This window comes from Bradyrhizobium sp. AS23.2 (assembly GCF_001908185.1).
In the GTDB taxonomy this organism is placed as follows: domain Bacteria; phylum Pseudomonadota; class Alphaproteobacteria; order Rhizobiales; family Xanthobacteraceae; genus Bradyrhizobium.
In genome coordinates, this window is the sequence record NZ_LGHM01000030.1 from 13944 (window position 1) to 31861 (window position 17918).

General features: G+C 60.2%; 18 protein-coding genes and 2 pseudogenes. 9 read left to right on the top strand and 11 right to left on the bottom strand.

The features are described from left to right. The first annotated feature begins 5 nt into the window (after nt 1-5). The gene (locus AC630_RS06230; RefSeq protein ID WP_074117640.1) at nt 6-575 is read left to right on the top strand and encodes a cytochrome P460 family protein; all 570 of its coding nucleotides are present in this window, start codon (nt 6-8) and stop codon (nt 573-575) included. Between the two features lie 236 nt (nt 576-811). Further along, nucleotides 812-1741 (top strand): DUF7482 domain-containing protein, encoded by a 930-nt coding sequence (locus tag AC630_RS06235; protein ID WP_245330276.1) that lies wholly within the window; start codon nt 812-814, stop codon nt 1739-1741. Between the two features lie 502 nt (nt 1742-2243). Here the strand turns inward: AC630_RS06235 and AC630_RS06245 are convergent. Next, nucleotides 2244-2594 carry a hypothetical protein gene (locus AC630_RS06245; RefSeq protein WP_074117642.1) on the bottom strand — a complete coding sequence of 117 codons (351 nt, stop codon included), beginning with the start codon at nt 2592-2594 and terminating at the stop codon, nt 2244-2246. Nucleotides 2595-2897: 303 nt separating this feature from the next. Between AC630_RS06245 and AC630_RS06250 the strand changes: the two genes are divergently transcribed. Both AC630_RS06250 and AC630_RS06255 read left to right on the top strand, forming a co-directional pair. Beyond that, nucleotides 2898-3443, top strand: a complete 546-nt coding sequence (locus AC630_RS06250) for a carboxymuconolactone decarboxylase family protein (protein WP_074117664.1) — start codon at nt 2898-2900, stop codon at nt 3441-3443. Between the two features lie 47 nt (nt 3444-3490). Continuing rightward, nucleotides 3491-3853, top strand: coding sequence for a DUF488 domain-containing protein (locus AC630_RS06255; RefSeq protein ID WP_074117643.1), 363 nt, complete (start codon nt 3491-3493; stop codon nt 3851-3853). A gap of 570 nt (nt 3854-4423) precedes the next feature. On the opposite strand, the gene hemF is transcribed toward AC630_RS06255, so the two are convergent. The 8 genes and pseudogenes from hemF to AC630_RS06300 form a co-directional block, all read right to left on the bottom strand. Beyond that, nucleotides 4424-5311, bottom strand: a complete 888-nt coding sequence (gene hemF / locus AC630_RS06265; protein WP_074117665.1) for an oxygen-dependent coproporphyrinogen oxidase — start codon at nt 5309-5311, stop codon at nt 4424-4426. 281 nt (nt 5312-5592) lie between these two features. Beyond that, the gene (locus AC630_RS06270; RefSeq protein WP_245330277.1) at nt 5593-6045 is read right to left on the bottom strand and encodes a DUF1003 domain-containing protein; all 453 of its coding nucleotides are present in this window, start codon (nt 6043-6045) and stop codon (nt 5593-5595) included. 169 nt (nt 6046-6214) lie between these two features. Beyond that, nucleotides 6215-6666 (bottom strand): annotated as a pseudogene (locus tag AC630_RS06275) (NADPH-dependent FMN reductase family protein). Between the two features lie 476 nt (nt 6667-7142). Next, entirely contained in the window at nt 7143-7631 is a 489-nt protein-coding gene (gene bfr / locus AC630_RS06280) for a bacterioferritin (RefSeq protein WP_074117666.1), read from the bottom strand. A gap of 127 nt (nt 7632-7758) precedes the next feature. Next, nucleotides 7759-8022 carry a (2Fe-2S)-binding protein gene (locus tag AC630_RS06285; protein WP_074117645.1) on the bottom strand — a complete coding sequence of 88 codons (264 nt, stop codon included), beginning with the start codon at nt 8020-8022 and terminating at the stop codon, nt 7759-7761. Between the two features lie 154 nt (nt 8023-8176). Continuing rightward, nucleotides 8177-8950 (bottom strand): caspase family protein, encoded by a 774-nt coding sequence (locus AC630_RS06290; protein ID WP_208866961.1) that lies wholly within the window; start codon nt 8948-8950, stop codon nt 8177-8179. Between the two features lie 192 nt (nt 8951-9142). Further along, nucleotides 9143-9502, bottom strand: coding sequence for a hypothetical protein (locus AC630_RS06295; protein ID WP_074117647.1), 360 nt, complete (start codon nt 9500-9502; stop codon nt 9143-9145). A gap of 350 nt (nt 9503-9852) precedes the next feature. Then, nucleotides 9853-10215, bottom strand: a complete 363-nt coding sequence (locus tag AC630_RS06300) for a hypothetical protein (RefSeq protein WP_074117648.1) — start codon at nt 10213-10215, stop codon at nt 9853-9855. Nucleotides 10216-10980: 765 nt separating this feature from the next. On the opposite strand from AC630_RS06300, the gene AC630_RS42780 reads away from it, so the two are divergent. The 5 genes from AC630_RS42780 (at nt 10981) to hemA (ending at nt 16159) form a co-directional block, all read left to right on the top strand. Beyond that, the gene (locus AC630_RS42780; RefSeq protein ID WP_245330279.1) at nt 10981-11610 is read left to right on the top strand and encodes a hypothetical protein; all 630 of its coding nucleotides are present in this window, start codon (nt 10981-10983) and stop codon (nt 11608-11610) included. A gap of 31 nt (nt 11611-11641) precedes the next feature. After that, a complete protein-coding gene (nhaA, locus tag AC630_RS06310; RefSeq protein WP_083636126.1) occupies nt 11642-13588 on the top strand; it encodes a Na+/H+ antiporter NhaA in 1947 nt (648 codons plus the stop codon). A gap of 62 nt (nt 13589-13650) precedes the next feature. Continuing rightward, nucleotides 13651-13884, top strand: a complete 234-nt coding sequence (locus tag AC630_RS06315) for a DUF6894 family protein (RefSeq protein WP_074117667.1) — start codon at nt 13651-13653, stop codon at nt 13882-13884. Nucleotides 13885-14399: 515 nt separating this feature from the next. Beyond that, nucleotides 14400-14609, top strand: a complete 210-nt coding sequence (locus AC630_RS06320; RefSeq protein ID WP_074117668.1) for a hypothetical protein — start codon at nt 14400-14402, stop codon at nt 14607-14609. 320 nt (nt 14610-14929) lie between these two features. Beyond that, nucleotides 14930-16159 carry a 5-aminolevulinate synthase gene (gene hemA / locus AC630_RS06325; protein ID WP_074117649.1) on the top strand — a complete coding sequence of 410 codons (1230 nt, stop codon included), beginning with the start codon at nt 14930-14932 and terminating at the stop codon, nt 16157-16159. A 134-nt stretch (nt 16160-16293) separates the two neighbouring features. Here the strand turns inward: hemA and AC630_RS06330 are convergent. Both AC630_RS06330 and AC630_RS43490 read right to left on the bottom strand, forming a co-directional pair. After that, nucleotides 16294-16653 (bottom strand): annotated as a pseudogene (locus tag AC630_RS06330) (IS5 family transposase); the annotation flags it as partial. A gap of 64 nt (nt 16654-16717) precedes the next feature. Further along, nucleotides 16718-17680: a hypothetical protein gene (locus AC630_RS43490; protein WP_143197857.1), complete on the bottom strand. Its 963-nt coding sequence runs from the start codon at nt 17678-17680 to the stop codon at nt 16718-16720. Nucleotides 17681-17918 lie beyond the last annotated feature (238 nt).

Below are 17918 nucleotides of genomic sequence, written 5' to 3' on the forward strand. Positions count from 1 at the left end.
TCGTGATGAAATTCCTCAGAAGTACAGCCGTGGCGTCCGCGTCCTTCATCGTCGTGACCGTCGGGTGCCTTGTTTCGCAGCCCGTAAATAGCCAGCCCGCCCCAGCGCAGGACCAACTCGTTGATGCGGCAGGCAACATGCATATCCCGAAGGACTACCGAACCACCTACGAATTCCTTGGGAGCTGGTCTGTCGCAGGTGACAACGGTGCTAAGGAGCTTCACGTCGTCTACGCTTCGCCCGGAACTGCGGCGGCCTATCGCGCGATGGGCAAATTCCCCGAAGGTTCGATCCTGGTGAAGGAGGTTTACGGCACGGCCACTTCGGAGATGACGACTGGGACGGTCAGCCATCAAGACACTCTCAAAGGCTGGTTCATGATGGTGAAGGACAGCAAGAACAGCCACCCCGATAATAAGTTGTGGGGCAATGGTTGGGGTTGGTCTTGGTTCGACGCGCGTGACCCGGTGAAAACGACCTCAACGAACTTTCGCTCGGATTGCCTAGGCTGCCACATCCCTGCCAAGGCGACTGATTGGATCTATGTGCAAGGCTATCCCGGTTTGAAGAAATGACGACTGTAGGCAACCCAGGCTTGAATGTTGCATGGGTGAAACCAGGTCAGATGCGGAGAAAAGGTAGGGTCATGAAGCCTAGCAAAACGTTCAGCAGATGTATTTGTGGATCGATGATAATCCTTGGGGCGTCGTTTTCGGCACCTCAAGGGAGTCTAGCGGCCAATCCGGCTGCCGAAAAAAAGATCACAAAGCAATTCCTTACGTCGGGCCAAGTGGACCTCGTACGAGAGGTGGTGACGCTGCCGCTCCATCGCGGGCGTCTTTCTTCGGGAGAAACTGTTTGGTTCGTGCTCACCGACGTAAGTGATTTTGCCACTTCGAAAAAGATGGGGCTCACATGGGCGCCGAGTCTCGCTAAGGCCCAAGACCTGACGAGCACAAGGGTTGCGGAAATGGACGACTCGAGTAACTTCACGTTCAAATCGGGCCGGATCGATTTCTCACCGCCCCAGACGTTAGTGGCTGGCGAGGCGCCCAATTTTTTTCCTCCTAAAACGGCCCGAGCCGGGTCTGTCGGGGATGCGCACTACAGCCCTTTGGTTCGGGTGACTAACAATAAGGACATTGTCTTTAATGCTCCGGTCATCGCGTTCAATGTCGGACCCGAGAAAATCTCGTTTTGCAACGGTAGTCCCGATTACTCGGTCGTGACGGACTCCGTGGCGAGCATCTGTCCTGATAAGGGCACCGTTGACTTGAAGCTCCGGTTTGGCTTCGCGAACGGCAGACACCTACGTTATCTTAGTTTTGACGCAAATTCCGAGGAGACGGCGACCCTCGAGTCCTCCACCTTTGCGCCGGCGGAAAGCGATATTCTTCAGAGTGGCGCGACTGAGGTGATCTATACGATTGTGAACGGCAAAATGGGCGCGAAAGATCCGAATCGGCAGGGGCTCGACAGCGCTCTCAACGGAGAGGGGCCCTCGCTCGACGTCCTCGCGCACTTCACGGAGATCAGCGCGGGATACTCTCCGATGTGGGACGTGCGTCTGGCCGAGTGGACCAAGGACGCTATCTCGAAGGATCAACGGAAACTGATCACTGACGGCGACGATCTCGAAGCCAAAAGTGCCTCAGGCTTACTGGTGAGCCCCGCGGGGGGGGCGGTGAAGACGACGGGGAATCTGGTGAATTGTCCGGTCGTGGGCTTCACCAATGAATAATTCCTGGCCGCATAACTGCGCTTCCCCTGTTCATGCGGGGGGGGGGCGCAATCGGTCTCTGAGCCGCCGACGCTTCCCTCCCGGTCGAGGCAAGTTTGATGAGCACGCTCGGGCCCGACGCCTCACTGTTTGTGAGCGTCGATGAACTGGTGGGTCCTGGCGACCGATGCTGCGACGTTGAAGGACAGGTCGCCGTCCACCTCGGTCAGTAACCTGGCGCAAGCGGCAACAGCTCGACTCCAACGGAGACTGCGATTCGATTGGAAGTCGCGGCAGCGACGCGTGTAGCGTCGCCGCTCTGCCCTCTCCCCATGCCAATGCTTCGTCCACAACATCCCTGTACTCGGAAGTGTCGACAGCTTTCAGGCGATCATGGGATTCGTCGTGCAGTCGACCGGCTTGAGACGCGCGACCGCGCCAAGATCGCCCGGGTCGGCGACCACCGTCATCGCGTGTAATTGATCCAGCTTCCACGCGGAGGCCTTTTCCTCTCGATGTCGGCTCAGACCTTTGCGTGCGGCATGCGGTGGAACACCGCTTTCTTGTGCCCCGCCTCGTGCGTGCTCCTCTTTTGTTCTTGGAACGATGTCATGAGGATCGATGCTGGAGGGGTTTCAATCTGCCGGGGCCGAGACGCCGGCGGTTCGGTTAGTCCATCATCAGGCTCTTCGCGGTCGCAGAATTGAGTGCCTTGAAGGACGACGCCAATCTGGCGCAGCGCCTCGCGTCGCCCGGCTACAAAGCCAAGGTCGAGCGCGCTGTCTTGCTCCGGCTTGAATTGCCCGCAGCACTTCACGCAGCGCTTCGCCGAGCCCGAGATGGAGCAAGTGTTCGAGCCGCACAGGTAGCGCATCTTAGATCTGGAAAGCGAGATGAGGGCGCCAGAGCCGCAGTCACCCCGTCGGTCAGCGGGGCAAGTCGGGCGCAGTTGGGGACGAAGTGCGGGACACGAGACCTCGGTGCGCCGGTCGGTACTCAAACGATGACCTGCTGTTATCGATTGCATGATCAAGAAACATGATCGCCGCGGCGCGAAGCGCCCTAGTCTTCGCGGCAGGCCAGTGGCCACCATTGGCTGAGATGATCGGCGTCAGTGACGGCCTGCATCGTCACGGACCCTCTAAACATTTGCGAACTGCAGCAGCAGGAGGATCAAGTGCCCCGTATTGCCATTCCAAAGCGCGAGGACGCTCCAGCGGAGTCCAAGCCGATTCTCGACAACGTCGATAAGATGCTGGGCTTCGTGCCCAACCTGCATCGCCTCATGTCGATCAGCCCGAACGCGATCTCAGGCTGGGCCACCCTAATGGGATCGCTTGCGAAGACGCTGGACCTCAAAACGAGAGACGGGATCGCGCTGGCGGTGTCGGAGGCGGACGGTTGCGACTACTGCCTGGCCGCGCACAGCTTCACCGCGGTCAACCTGGCAAAAGTCTCAGTGGACGAAATCGAGCTGAACAGAGAGGGCCGCTCGAGCGATCCCAAGCGCCAGGCTGCAGTCGCCTTCGCGAAAGCGCTCATCGAGACGCGCGGCAATGTTTCCGACGCCCAGTTTGCGGCGGTCAGGGATGCGGGGTGGACAGACGCAAACATCGTCGAGATGATCGCGTTGACTGCCCAGTTCCTATTGACCAACTTCATGAACAATGCGGTGCAGACCCCGATCGATTTTCCCGAGGTCAGTCCCGCGAAGGCACGCTAAAGCAAGGTCCCCTCCTTTCTTTGGTGAGGGGCCGGCTGGAGAATCCAATGAATCGACGGTCCCCGCGGCTTGGTGTCAAGCGCGTCTACGAGCCGCCCCAGGCCTCGGACGGCACGAGGGTGCTTGTCGACCGCATCTGGCCACGCGGGCTCACGAAGGAGCAAGCCAGCGTCGATGTGTGGCTGAAGGACATCGCACCGAGCGCAGGCCTCAGGACCTGGTTTGGCCATTTGCCGAACCGCTGGCCTGAGTTTCAGAAACGATACTTCGAGGAGCTCCGCTCCAATCACACCGCGGTCGATCACCTGACGGATCTTGTATCGGCGCGCAAAGTCACGCTGCTCTTCGGCGCGCACGACACCGAGCGCAACAACGCCTTGGCGCTCGCGGACTATCTCGCGGCTCACTAGTCGGGCTCGATGTTCGGGATCGGAAGCTCGCTCAGGTCATCGCATAGCTTGCCGGGGGCCCGACGCCGACGTTATCGTTCGTGCGGATGTCGGTTGAGGAAGAGCGTCGGCCCGACGGGCACGTGTTCGCGGCCTGCATTTGGGCGCGGTCCTCGTCGCCAAGGTTTCCTTCGAGCCTGATGGAGCGCTCGAAGGAGTCGCGGCCGCCATCCCCGCCATGGTGGTACAACGCGGCTACGGCGACGTGGGAAAGCGCGAATTTCCGCCTTCACGCCAGCAGCCGTATCGTCATCGCCGTGCACAATCACGAGATCGTCGGACAGTGCGGCGTGGCCGCTTGCCGCGAGCGCGGCGAAGCCGCCTTTGACGGAGAGACGCGCGCCTCGCCAACCTTGGCCGCCACACAGACTCGGCCGTCGACCAAAAGTTTCGCGCAAACGCGAGAATTGCGGTCGCGACCTCTCGCGGCGAAAACGGTGCCAACCCGGGCGCAAATTCGATTGCGACCCTATGCCATCTCGGCGTCATCCAGATCGATCAGTGTCGCGTGCGGCAGTCTGGTCATCGGGTTCAGGGCCATTTCACCTCGGGCGGCATCGACGATAGAATCGAATCGATATTGCCGCCGGTTTTTAGCCCGAACAGTGTGCCGCGGTCATGCAGTAGATTGAACTCGACATAGCGCCCGCGCCGGATCAGTTGCTCCTCCCGGTCCGCCGCCGTCCAAGGGGTCGCAAGGTTGCGCCGGACAAGTTCGGGATAGATCTTCAGGAACGCACGGCCGACGTCCTGCGTGAAGGCGAAGTCGGCGTCCCAATCGCCGGAATCGTGATGGTCGTAGAAGATGCCGCCGATGCCGCGTGCTTCCTTCCGGTGCGGCAGGCAGAAATAGTCGTCGCACCATTTCTTGTAGTAGTCGTAGGGCGCAACCTCCGCGTGCGCGTCGCAGGCCGATTTCATTGCCGCGTGAAAGGCGATCGTATCCGGATCGACCTGGGTGCGGCGGCGATCCAGCACCGGCGTCAGATCAGAGCCGCCGCCGAACCAGGATTTTGTCGTGACGACGAAGCGGGTGTTCATATGCACCGCTGGCACATGCGGACTGCGCATGTGTGCGATCAGCGAACTACCGGAGATCCAGAAGCGCGGGTCTTCGGCCGTGCCCTCTATCTGCGCGCGGAATTCAGGCGAGAGCGCGCCATGCACCGTCGAACAATGCACTCCGACCTTCTCGAACAGCCTTCCGCGCATCATCGACATCACCCCGCCGCCACCGGCGGCCCCGGCATGGTCGGTGCGCTGCCAGGGCGTGCGCACAAAGCGGCCAGCGCTACCGGGGTAAAGCGAGGCGGGCGCCTCGTCCTCCAGCCGCTCGAACGCCGCGCAAATGTCGTCGCGCAGGGACTCAAACCAGGCGCTGGCCTTCCTTTTGCGCATTTCAGTGATGGAAATGTCCATGCGGTACTGATCCGGGTCGATGTTCAGGATCGGAAGCTTGCTCAGGTCGTCGTAATAGCTTGCCGCCGGCCCGACGCCGACGTGCCGCCATGGTCGCTCGCGGTTTCGCAGGCCGCCAATCCGGATCAGAACTATCATTCCTTCGTCGGCGGGTGAAAGGAGTGTCGTCCCGCGCAACATGCTTGAGCGGTTCTGCGCCGGATGAGCAAGGCACCGTCAAAGATGCTATTCCGCGCGGCGTATGGAAAATAACGTCATGCCATGAAGTCGATAATCCTACGTTATGACGGCCGTCCGCTTTCTGTATCGGACTTGCGTGCACCCGACGCCGACTGCTCCAGCAGCTCGGTCAGCATCCTGACGGCCTCCGTTAGCTTGAGGATTTCGCGCTCGCGCAGTTGGTCGATCTTCTGATGCAGCAACTCTATCTCAAGCTCCGCCTTTACGTTGATCCGGTAGTCATTCTCCGCAGCCCTGCGATCAATGTCTTGTTGCCGGTTCTGGCTCATCCTAATGACTGGCGCGGCGTAGGCCGACTGGAACGAAAGAGCGAGATTGAGAAAAATGAACGGGTAAGGGTCCCCGCCCCTGATCGTGCCCACCAGGTTGGCCGTTATCCAGACAAACAAGATCGCGCTCTGGACGATGATGAAGCTCCACGATCCCATGACGGTGGCGACCGCGTCCGCTATCCTATGCCCCGGCGTCAGGCGCGCAACCGCCGAGGGCTCCATCCATGTCCTGAAGCCGAAGTGAGCGGTGCGCTCTTCTGAGTTCGACGAGCAGGTCGTGTTCGGTCGCCTCCATGGTTCCAGGCTCTCCCACCTTCTCTTCCACGCTGCCAGCACGCGTTCCGCTCGATTGCCACGCCGACACGGCCAGCCTGCCGCGCTCTGATCGCGGTTAGCTGTGAAGAATCGCGGCAGTCTCCGCGATGGCGCATCCCTGGTACCGAGCGCCAACCAGGTTGGTGAAGATGGTGAACAGCGTCGTCTCATGGCCGTCGTGCCGCGTTGCCGACGACGCGAAGGCGCCGCCGACCTTGCCATGGAGGGCTCCCTTCGCCCATTGGCCGCCAGCCCGGCCGAGGAAGCTTGCGATTGGGGACGACACTCTGCCAAAGCGCGCTCTGCCGGCAACGATTGCGTCGTACTCGGCGAGGTCGTTGATGCCCGCGCCTGGGGCGGTCTGGCCGAGCTTATGGTTGGCTGACCTGGCGGCCTCGGTAGATGCAAGTTCAGTCACGCGCTTCACGTCGGCGGACGCCCTGCCTCCCGCGTGCCGCGGCGATTTTCGTGTCGGAGCTTCTCGACGTGTTCGTGGAAAGAGTAGTAGAGCACTAGTACTTCGGCCATGGGAGCCTTCCATCATGTCGACGCGGGACCGTTTACACGTCTTCGGGTGTTTCGCTTCGCTCCCGCACGCGAGGGGCGGACGGTTGGGGATGCGTGTTTTGCTAGCGTTAGCTTTCGCCAGAGACGGGTAAAGGTATTGTATCAATAACTGCCGGGAATGCCGCGCTGTCGCGGCGACGTGCTGGCCGGAGTTGTCCTTGAGCAGCAGGGGGCTCGGCGGTGCCTACGATAGTGAGCGAAGCTGTTTGCGCGCATCCGCTCAACAACGGCCGCTTCGCCGTTTCGTAGATGGCGCGTAAAATGTCTGGAATCCGGGTTGACACGCCGGCGATAGGGTAGCTTGCAAAGCTTGCTGTCACGCTCGCCTACGATCGAGCACAACTGTCTGGAAGCGTGAGCGGCACCAATCATTACAGCGGCCCGTATTTGCGAAGACGTCCGCCGCGGTTCTCCGCTGCTATGGACGGAGCGAAAGTTCAGTGCTCTCCTGTCTCGAGCCCGCCGACATGTTTCTGGGTGTAAAGCTCGAGTCCGATCCGGTTGATCAAATCAAGCTGCGTCTCGAGGAAATCGATGTGGTGTTCCTCGTCCACCATCAGGTCCTCGAACAGGTCGCGCGTGACATAGTCCTTCACGGAATGACAATGTTTCGCCGCCTCTTGATAAAGCGCACGCGCGCTCATCTCGGCGGCAAGGTCGCAATCAACGATTTCCTTGACGTTCTGGCCGATCCGCAAGGGGTCGAGTATCTGCATGTTAGGAAAGCCTTCGAGGAAGATTATCCGGTCGGTGATGCGGTCGGCGTGCTGCATCTCCTCGATCGAGTCTTTGCGCCAGACTTTGGCCATGTCCGAGATGCCCCAATTGGCCATCAGCCGGTAATGCAACCAATACTGGTTGATGGCAGTGAGCTCGTGACGCAATCCCTTGTTAAGATACTCGATGACTTTGGGGTCGCCGTGCATGATGAACTCCAAGGCTTGAGGCCGGATCTTGGCCTTAGTTAGCTTAGAACCATTCTGGGGAAGAACAAGCAGGCAGGCATCCCCGGGGCACAAACCGGGAGGCACTTATCCAGCCAATCCAGGGAAGTTAAGACGCTGTGGGCGCGAATTTGGCCTCAGCCTGCGCGTCATCGATGATCCGGCGATGCTGGCAGCCGGCCCGACAGGCTAGTGCACATTCCCTCTTGGCCTCGTCGATGATCGTCTGGATGGTGCGCGCGCAGCGGCCGCATTCGGCGCTGCAGCCAAGGCAGTTATAGATCTGCTTGGCATTGCGCAGCGCGTCGTCCGCCGTGCTCACGGCGTGACGAACATCGTGGTCGCTGAGGACATTGCAGGAACAGACGATCATGAAACGCGAAAAAGACCTTCAGTGATGGGTCATCGATATGGGACGGCGCCATGACGCATTGGAGGTTCCAAACAAGGCGGGGATGGCGAGAGGCACCCTCCATCTGAAGTCAGCCTTGACCTTTGATCTTGGAGGTCAGCAGAAATCTGTTTGATCACTCGCGGCGCCCGCTGGCTGCAGAGCCGACGGAGGACACGGGAGCGCCGCTCCGTTCCGGCCAAAGATTAACGCTCTCGGTTAGCATAGATGATACAGCTGGAATCTGTTGGCCCTGGGTAGCAGTCATCACTGCGTTTCGGGTGTTGTTGAAGACCTCCTCGATCCCCTTCGAGGGATCCATCTGCGCAAGAAGGGCGGTCATCAGCTGACTATGTAGTTCATTCGCGTCTTCGACGACCTGGTCAGGCGCTGCTGAGCTCAGGATGAGCGCGTTCTCACTCGTGTGAATGGGGGCAAGTCCGTGTGAGTACGTCCTGAAGCGTCGCTCATAAGGGTTGCGGCGTGAGGCATCAATGACTACGAGCCTGACGCGTGCTCCGGAAGTCTTGAGTTGCGAAAGGAGAAGGTCGATGCTTACGCCTTGTCGACGGACATCTTCTTCACTCCAGATCTTCGCATCGACTGGGATTAAATAATTTCGCCCGTCAGATTGGACCCCGTAACCTCCGAAATAGACCAACACAATTGAGTCCAAACGTACTCTCGCCCTGAAATGGTCGATCGCGCGGATCATGTCGGGGCGCGTCGCATTGTCAATGGTGTCGACCAGAAAACCGCCTTTGCGAAAAGCATTTGTCAAAGCCTCCGCGTCTCGTGTCATTTGGGAAAGAGGAGAGTCGGCATCGGGGTAGGTTGAATTGCCAATCACCAGAGCCAGCCGATGAGTATCGAGGGGTGCGGATACATCCGACCAGATAGGAGCGCTCATGGTCCGAGGCGTCTCCAACCGCGTAGTCCTGTCGGGGCCGGTTGAGAGCAAGCCGAGCAGGAATGCAATGCCGACCAGCATTCTGGGAACTGTCATTCTATTATGCTCTCCAAGCGCCGACGATACGCTCCTCTCCGTAAGATGGCTTGGCGCCGCCGGAGTTCGAGCCAAAGTCGTACCCGGTCGCGTCCCTCAATTGCGTTGCGCTGTCCAGTAACCTGAGCATCGCGCCGTTCCTGAGTGGCCGCTCCAAGTCCCCCGACCGGACGTTGCGAGTAGTTTGCCCGCACCCGTGGCATATTTGTCTTGGACCGTCACCGAGGCGCGAACCGCGCCGGATTTTGTGACGTTACCTCGGAATCTCACGAGATTGGGATGCGTGACAATTCCGTTGGTCACATCGACAGTAAAGGTGAAAATGGAATCGCAGGCTCCTCTTTGCGTCACGAAGACAAGGTCCCAGGAGCCGTCGAACGCCGAACGCCCGTATGCTGCCGGTGCAAAGACAAGAAAGCAGCTCGCCGCTGCAATCAGAAGGGAACGTCTTGTCATGATAGTTCTCCTTGATATAGGCGGACATCAACCGGGTGACAGCTTCTGCCGAATCCGCCGAGAATGCCCCAAGAGTGACGTGCGCATGGCCGAGGAACGCTAAAACATCTCAAATACATGCTGGTTAGCGGCGGCTTGAGGGAGCCGCACGCTGCCAAGTTTTGGCGACACCACGCGCCGTAGTCACCACCGGCCATAAGAGAAGCCGGGATAGTAATAGGTCGGACAGCTCCAATATCATCGTCAATCCATTGGATGTCGTCGAAGGTGGTGATCTGATCGCGGATCACCCGGAGGCCGGCGCCGACTTCCTTAGATGCACGCGCCAGCCTTCGGGAGCGCAGAGGATTTTACCGATACGGCGGACACGTCGGTGCGTCGGTCCAGGGCGCTGTCGCAAAGGCGCCGACACGCGGTCCGGGCGCGCAAGCTGAGCTGTAATGTCCGTAGCCGTAGGCTCCATAATTATAGGTCGGATCGCCCCAATACGAACTATAGGCGGGATAGCCCCAGTACGAATTATAGGTGGGATAGTACGAAGGGTAGGGATGACCTCGCCGCACGTGATAGCGCACGTGCGTAGTCACGGCTGGTACCGCTGCCTTGATCGACGTGCCATTGATCGGCGCAGCAGACGATTCGGCCGTGGCGGTCACCGCGATAGGAACAGCAATTGCGAGCGCAATCGCGAGGCTGCGGACTTGAATCGTCATGGTAGCTCCTGTTCGTTTTAAACCACCCAGCGAGAATGACCTTGCAACGCCGAAGAGGGAAATCACCTCCGGCCATAGAGTCGATAGACGATCATTATTGCCGCCGCCCGCGTGACGCCGCGGCGAGGAACGCCAACAGTCGCACCTGTAGAGGCTCCCGTTGCCCCCTTGGACCGATCGAGGTTGCGCGTACGACATTCGGGGTGCGGGGATTTTGAAGCAATGCCTGCAAAGTTGGAAATCCATGCGAGCGGCAGCCACCGCACCAATGCTTGTAGAAAGAGTGAAGCCGGTGCCGTACGCCAAGCTCCTTCAGAGTGAGAGGCGTTCCTTTCAACCCAGCAGGGGACCGCGAGTTCAGGGGCAAGCTGTCCTGCAGTCTTCTGCGGCATGGCTATACTCGTAGTTCTGATTGCGACGACGTGTACGCCGGCGCGTCAGCCTCACGACCGCGCTCGCGGCATCAGCGTTATTGCTGTGGAATCAACTGATCCGCGTCTGCTTGAAGGAGAGGCACGTGAACATCTGTTCGCGGTAGCCGGGAGTTCGCTCCGGCGAGGCGGCGCAGCGGGAAGGGCCGCACTCCTGCCGCAGCCCGCCGAGCGTCTCTCAGATGTTCTGATAACGGTCGGCTATCGACTCCATGGCGAGAGGTGATTTTCCTTTTGACCGTCATGCACTCAATCTTCGAGCCATCGTCGCCCGCCCTCGTGTACGGGCAGAAGCCAGTGTCCCGTTGAATGATCACAGGCCAGGAGGTCCGACATGCAGATCAAAGACACAATCGGTGTTTCATTCCTCGGCTCTGTCGAACGCGCGCTGCCCGAAGATGTCGTCGTGCTCGTGGACGGCGCCGGCGTCGCGCTTGGAGTGCAGCGTGCGTTCAGGGCAAGGGTGAGTGGCGTGCGCGATGGCGGTAGCGGCCTCGTCGCGTCCAGGTGCCTGGAGATCCCGCTCGCCGGGGCCGACGGCGAGGTCTCGGGGATTTTGTGCCACACCAGCCCGCGGTCCGACACGCGAGGCGCGTTGCTTCGGCGGCAGCTCCTCGACGCTGCGCGATCGCGCGCCACGCCGATCGACGGGTTTGTCGCAAGCATTTGCCTCGCAGCGATAGCGGGCACGCTTGACCGCGCGTTGCGTCCGGACATCACGGTTCGCGCCGAGATCGCCCCTGACTTATGGGCCTTCAATGCCGACCCGGTAGAACTGCACTTCGCTTTACTGAACCTCTGCCGAAACTCGGACGATGCTATGCCGGGCGGCGCCGTGATCATCGTCGCCGCGCGGAACGTCGAACCTTCCTCTGCCGCGGTCCGGGGATTCGTCGAGATCATCGACGACGACGGGGAGCTATTCCACGTCGTCCGCCCAACGGCGGCTGCGCCGACGGCGTAGCCGGCGCGAACACCTGGAGACCGGTTCAACGATGGAGCTCATGATCCCATCCGGCCGCCTCGACCGTCCGGTCGACCACGAGACGGACCACGTGCTCGGCCCCGCCGATGCCGAGATCACGCTCGTCGAGTACGGCAGCTACGCGTGTCCGCATTGCAGGGCTGCCAACGAGCGCATCGCACAAGCCCGCGACCAGCTCGGCGACCGCGTCTGCTACGCCTTCCGGCACAATCCGCTCAAGGACAACCCTCTTGCGTTTCGGGCCGCCGAACTCGCTGAGCTTGCCCAGACGCCCGAAGCGTTCTGGTCCGCGCACATCAATTTGATGACGAGGTCGATGGAGCTCACAGAGGATGACCTCGTGGCGGTGGCCAAAGACCTCGGCGTGAACGCCGACTTCGCGCTCGGCGACAGCGACGCCGCGCGCCTCGCGAGAGCGAGGGTCGAGGCGGATGTCACAAGCTCCCGCGCAAGTGGCGTAAGGTTCACGCCGACCTTCTATATCAACCGCCGGCGCTACGACGGACCCTGGGACGAGAGTTCTCTCGTCGACGCGATGCTTGGCACACTCGGCCACCGCGTCCGCACGGTAGCCCTCGACTTCGCGAGCTGGGGCCCATCCGCCGGCATTTTGCTGGTCCTGGCGACCGTGGTGGCGATCGTCGTGACGAACTCTCCGATCGGACCGGCGTTCGACGCGTTCTGGCGCCAGGAGCTCGGCGTGAGCTTCGGCGAGGCGGCCTTCCGGATGTCCATCCTCCATTGGGTCAACGACGGCCTGCTGACGGTGTTCTTCCTTGTCGTGGGATTGGAAGTGAAGCGCGAGATGACAGTCGGCCACCTCGCAAGCCGCCGCTCCGCCGCGCTTCCGATTGCGTCCGCGCTCGGCGGCATGATCGTGCCGGCAGTTCTGTATGCGCTGGTCATCCCTGCGGGGCCGTGGTTGCTTGGTTGGGGCGTCCCGATGGCGACCGACACGGCGTTCGCGATCGCCTTGATCGCGGTGATGGGGCCGCGCGTCCCCGTGGAGCTGCGCATCTATCTCACCGCGGCGGCCATCGTCGACGATATCGGTGCGATCGCGGTCGTCGCTGTGTTCTACTCACGCGAGATCCATCCGGCCTACCTTGCCGCGGCCGCGGCGGTGGTGGTTGCGCTGGCGCTACTAAGCCGATGGAGGGTTTACCTGCTGTCGCCGTACATCCTGTTGGGCGTCACGTTGTGGGCGTTCGTCTACGCGAGCGGCCTCCATGCTACGCTGGCCGGCGTGGTACTCGCGCTGTTCATTCCGACGCGGCCGCCCGCCGACTTGGCAGCCTTGATGACGCAGGCGAGCATCATAATAGCCTCCGAGGCCCGGCACGAGGGTGAGGTGCTCAGGCACGGCCCCTCCACGCCGGCACTGCACGCGCTCGACGCGATCTACGACAGAATTGAATCGCCCGCCGACCGGCTTCTACGGCACGCCGGCGCGAGGTCGAGCTACGCTGTCCTTCCGCTTTTCGCACTGGCTAATGCGGGCGTGACGATCAACCCCGGCGCCTTCGTTGGGCATGGCTGGCTCATGGCCGCAATCGTCGCCGGCCTCGCCATAGGAAAGCCGGTCGGCGTCTTCCTCGCGGCCGCAGCAGCCGTTCGCGCAGGCATGGCCGTCAAGCCAACAGCGTACACTTGGCGGCAGTTGGCCGGGGTGGGAGCCCTCGCTGGCATCGGCTTCACGATGTCGCTCTTCATCGCCGGACAGGCCTTTCTGGCCGCCACCGACTTCGCGGCCGCCAAGATCGCCGTGTTCGCCGCGTCGATTCTCTCGGCCACCGTCGGGACTGCTGTACTCTGGACTGCTTCGCGTCAGGAGCTTTTCGAAGAGGCGCCGCAGGGCGCACATGCAAGCATCATAGCCAGCCGGTGTTTGTGCCGGACGGTGAGGAGGAGGTCTAGCGATGATCCTACTTACCAGTACGACAGTAGCAGTCGCTGACGGCGAGGACACCAGCAACGCTGAGATATCGTGGCGAACCGTCGCATTTGAGGAGGTTGAACGTGACCCAGTTATATTTCCACTGCTCGAACACGAAGAAGGTTTTCGTCGATCGCCGCGGCGCCGTGGTGGACGATCTTGCTGAGGCCCGCGATCATGCGACACGTGTCGTGCAATCCCTCATCCATGGGCGCAGTCCCGAGGATTGGCGTGACTGGGTCTTGCATGTCAGCGACGACCAAGGCGATGAGCTCTTCGTTGTCCCCTTCACTCTCGTGCTTGGCAAATCGCATTGAAGATCGCCGTGCTCCTGGCGATCCTTTTGGGCTAAGGCGCACATGTTCCACCTAGAAAGCAGGCGCGGCTGGAGCCTCGAGACTATCTTGAGCTGAAAGCGCGCACCCTGATCGGCAGAAACCGGGTTGGCAGTGTACAGGAGACGGCTGGGCAGCGGTGCAGGTTAGAATTCTTCAGGAGATCTCGGCCGACCCAGGTGAGGGCCCCTCCAACATGCGGACCGTCACGCGCTTTTACTCCTTCGTGACCACCTGCGGGAGCTCAAACTCGTCGTCAACAATCCTACGTCAGTGCGAGGAATGACGAGCGCAAATTCAATAGGAGCGATTATGGACGAGATTATCCGGTTTGTCTCAAAATCCGAGCGCGAGCGCATCCGAATCATTCGGGAAGCGCGCGCGATATATATGACAGCTTGTTCCCGCCGGCCGATCCCGTCATCGAGCAGCGGCACGGGGGGGCCGCAACTCATGGGGCCCAGTGGGGCGAATGCTCAAAGCAGCGAGGCTTTCTCGTGATCAAGATCATTGCCGTGCTCTGTAGTCTGTCTTCTCCGGCGAATTGCCACGAGCAGACCGTCACCACCTCCGTCTTCGCTGACATCTCGATGCAGTCCTGTTTGGTCGGCGCGCCACAACTTGCCGAATGGATGAAGCAGCATCCTGCGGAGCGTCTCGCGGCATGGCGCTGCATGATCGGCAATCAGGATCGCGAGGGAGCGTAGGTGAAAGCGGATCACTTCTCGCGGCGGATGTCGTCGATGCACTGGCATAAGCATTCGCCGCGTTTTGCTGAGATTTGGATGCTTCGCTCGCACTCTGCTCCTTGTCGCATATCAATTTGCTCTTATCGGAGACAGACGACACTCCTAATGCCTGGCGCCTAGCACTCCGATCTCTTCGCAGTATCTTTGCGATCGGTGTTTTTCGTCCCGAGGCCGCCCGCCCCATCGCAGGTCTTGTAGGCGACGGCGTTGAGTCGGATGGGCTAGTTGGATCGGCGAAGTCGCAATCGTTGAGCATAACCGGACGGAGATTTTTCTCTATGATCTATGATCATTTCTTTTCTGCGGCGCTTGCTCGCCTGCTCGCCGAACGACGCTACCGGGTATTTGCCGATCTCGAGCGCATGGCCGGGCATTTCCCGCACGCAACATTGCATTCGCCGGACGGTCCGCGCCCGGTCGTGATCTGGTGCTCGAACGATTATCTCGGCATGGGGCAACACCCGAGGGTGATCGGCGCCATGGTCGGAACTGCCATCCGCATGGGGGCTGGGGCGGGCGGCACTCGCAACATTTCCGGCACCAACCATCCGCTGGTCGAATTGGAGCGCGAGCTCGCCGACTTGCACGGCAAGGAAGCGGCGCTGGTTTTCACCTCGGGGTACGTCTCCAACGAGACCGGCATCGCGACCATCGCCGGGCTGCTTCCAAACTGCGTGATTCTCTCGGACGCCTTGAACCACAATTCGATGATCGAGGGCGTGCGGCGCGCCGGCGTGGAAAAGAAGATCTGGCGTCACAACGACGTTGGCCACCTCGAGGAATTGCTGGCGGCGGAGGCGCCAGACCGGCCGAAGTTGATCGTGTTCGAGGCGCTATACTCGATGGACGGCGACATTGCGCCTGTGAACCGCATCTGCGACTTGGCGGAGCGCTACGGCGCCATGACCTATATCGACGAGGTCCATTCGGCCGGCATGTACGGACCGGCGGGCGCGGGCATCGCGGCGCGGGAAGGGGCCTTGGACCGCATCGACGTGATCGAGGGCACGCTGGCAAAGGCGTTTGGCTGCATCGGCGGTTACATCGCGGCGAGTGCCGACGTCATCGATGCGGTGCGCTCTTACGCTCCGGGATTCATTTTCACGACGGCATTGCCGCCAGCAGTCTGCGCGGCTGCCACAGCGGCGATTAGACACCTCAAGGCCTCGCAGTGGGAGCGCGACCGCCATCAGGACCGCGCATCGCGGGTAAAGGCCGTACTGAATGCTGCCGGCCTGCCGCTGATGGCAACCGACACACACATTGTGCCGGTGATTGTGGGGGATCCGGAGAAATGCAGGGAAGCGAGCGAACTCCTGCTCGCCGAGCACAGCATCTATATCCAGCCGATCAACTATCCGACGGTCCCGTGCGGCACCGAGCGGTTGCGTATCACGCCGACGCCCTATCACGATGACGCGCTGATCGATGGGCTCGCTCAAGCACTGAAGGAAGTGTGGGGGCGCCTTGGTCTGCCGCTACGATATCGCGAGCGTGCAGAGAAGTAGGTTGTCAGCGCATGGCAGCGTCGGAGAGAAGCGCTCGGGTTAGCAAACGCTGCTGACGATTGGTGCGCCCCTCGGTAGTTAAGAGTTGTCGCCCAAGAGAGACACCGAGTCGTCAAAGCAAGAGCGGAGAGCCATTACGAAAGAGCAACCTCGCTGATGTCGATGGAGACCATCGGTGCGAAGGCAAGGTAGTTCGCTGCCAGCTTGTCGTAGCGCGTCGCCACCCGACGGCATTGTTTGATCCGGTTGAAGAACCGCTCGACCTGGTTGCGAGCGCGGTAGAGATACGGGCTGAAGCAAATCGGATCGCTGCGATTGCTCTTCGGCGGGGTGTTTGCCCACGCACCCTTCTTCATTGCAAGCTCTCTGATCCAGTCGGCGTCATAGCCACGGTCGGCAAGCAACATTGACCCGGATTTCAAACGAGACAGCAGTTTTTCGGCAAGTCGAACGTCGTGAGCCTCACCGGGGCTCAGCGCCAGCCGGACTGGTAGCTGCCCTGCGGCTCAACGGTTTGCTTTCGGTCCTCTTCGTCCTTCGCGCTCGTGGTTTGCGGCTTTATCTCACCCGCTGCGTGCGTTTGATGGACGTGTATACGCTAGCGGACGCGATCAAGGCGGAAGCGCCTAGAGACACCGATATTGGATACCAGAAGGTGGGATGGACAATCACAAACGGTATCAAGCCGACTGCCAACGCAGGTGGCATATGGACTTTAAACGCCCTGAAAATCGCAATCGAACAAACCATCGTGAACGAAACTCCCAAAAAACCTGCGTGAAGTGTAGAGTTGGCAAACATGCCAACCGAGGCTGTCAGGAAGCATACGAGAGGAAACAGTACCGGCCGCGACATCCAGCCCGGAAGTTCCGGGTGGCCAAACAATTCGTAGGCCACGACAATAAGGGGAGGAAACAAGAGAAATCGTAAATCAGTTGCTTGTGCCGCCGCCCCAGAGACCAATACAAATCCCGTCAACGCGAAGATCCAAAATCTATCTTTGGGTGGCGTTTCGGCAGCGTCAATAATTTGACTCTCCTTGTTTCCTTCAGACAAGTAAATATGAGGATCGAATTGCTTCCAAAGGGTCAGTGTAGCGGCAAGCACAACAAGTCCTGAGAAAATGGCGATGGGATAGACCCAACTTGTCGTCCCGAGAACCATTGGGAGCACGCCTGCAGAGATCGCTGCCCCAATATTCGACCGCAGCAATTTGAGGGTAACAAGACTAAGAAGAGTAATAGCTGTTATAGCGATTGCGCCATATTCCCAATGACGAGTGACGATCACACCTAGCGCCGCGGTTGTGGTCGGGGTAATGATTAGCCTGAGAGGTTGAGTTGCCCATTTTCCTCTAGGACGGGAAAATACATCGAACGCTAACGCCGCAATTTCTGGAAATAGAATCAACGATATTCCCGTGGTATCGGCAGCAAGGCCAATTCCTCCAGCAAACATCACGGCAAGAAATTCGGCAAATAGTTTGGCCAAATTTTCAGGGCGCAAAAGCGTCTTTTTCACCGGTGCGCCTGACGAAGTTTTCGCGTTTGTCATCGAATGAAGAGGACTTCTGTCCATGGCACGTAACGGACATCGCATCCGCCACCGCTGATGTCCGTTGTTGTGGGTAAAACACGCGCAGTTGACCTTGCAACGCTAGGCGAGGGAAATCACCTCTCGCCATAGAGTCGATAGACGATCGTTATTGCCGCCGCGCCGCGTGATGCCGTAGCGAGGAATGCCACCAGCCGCGTCTGCA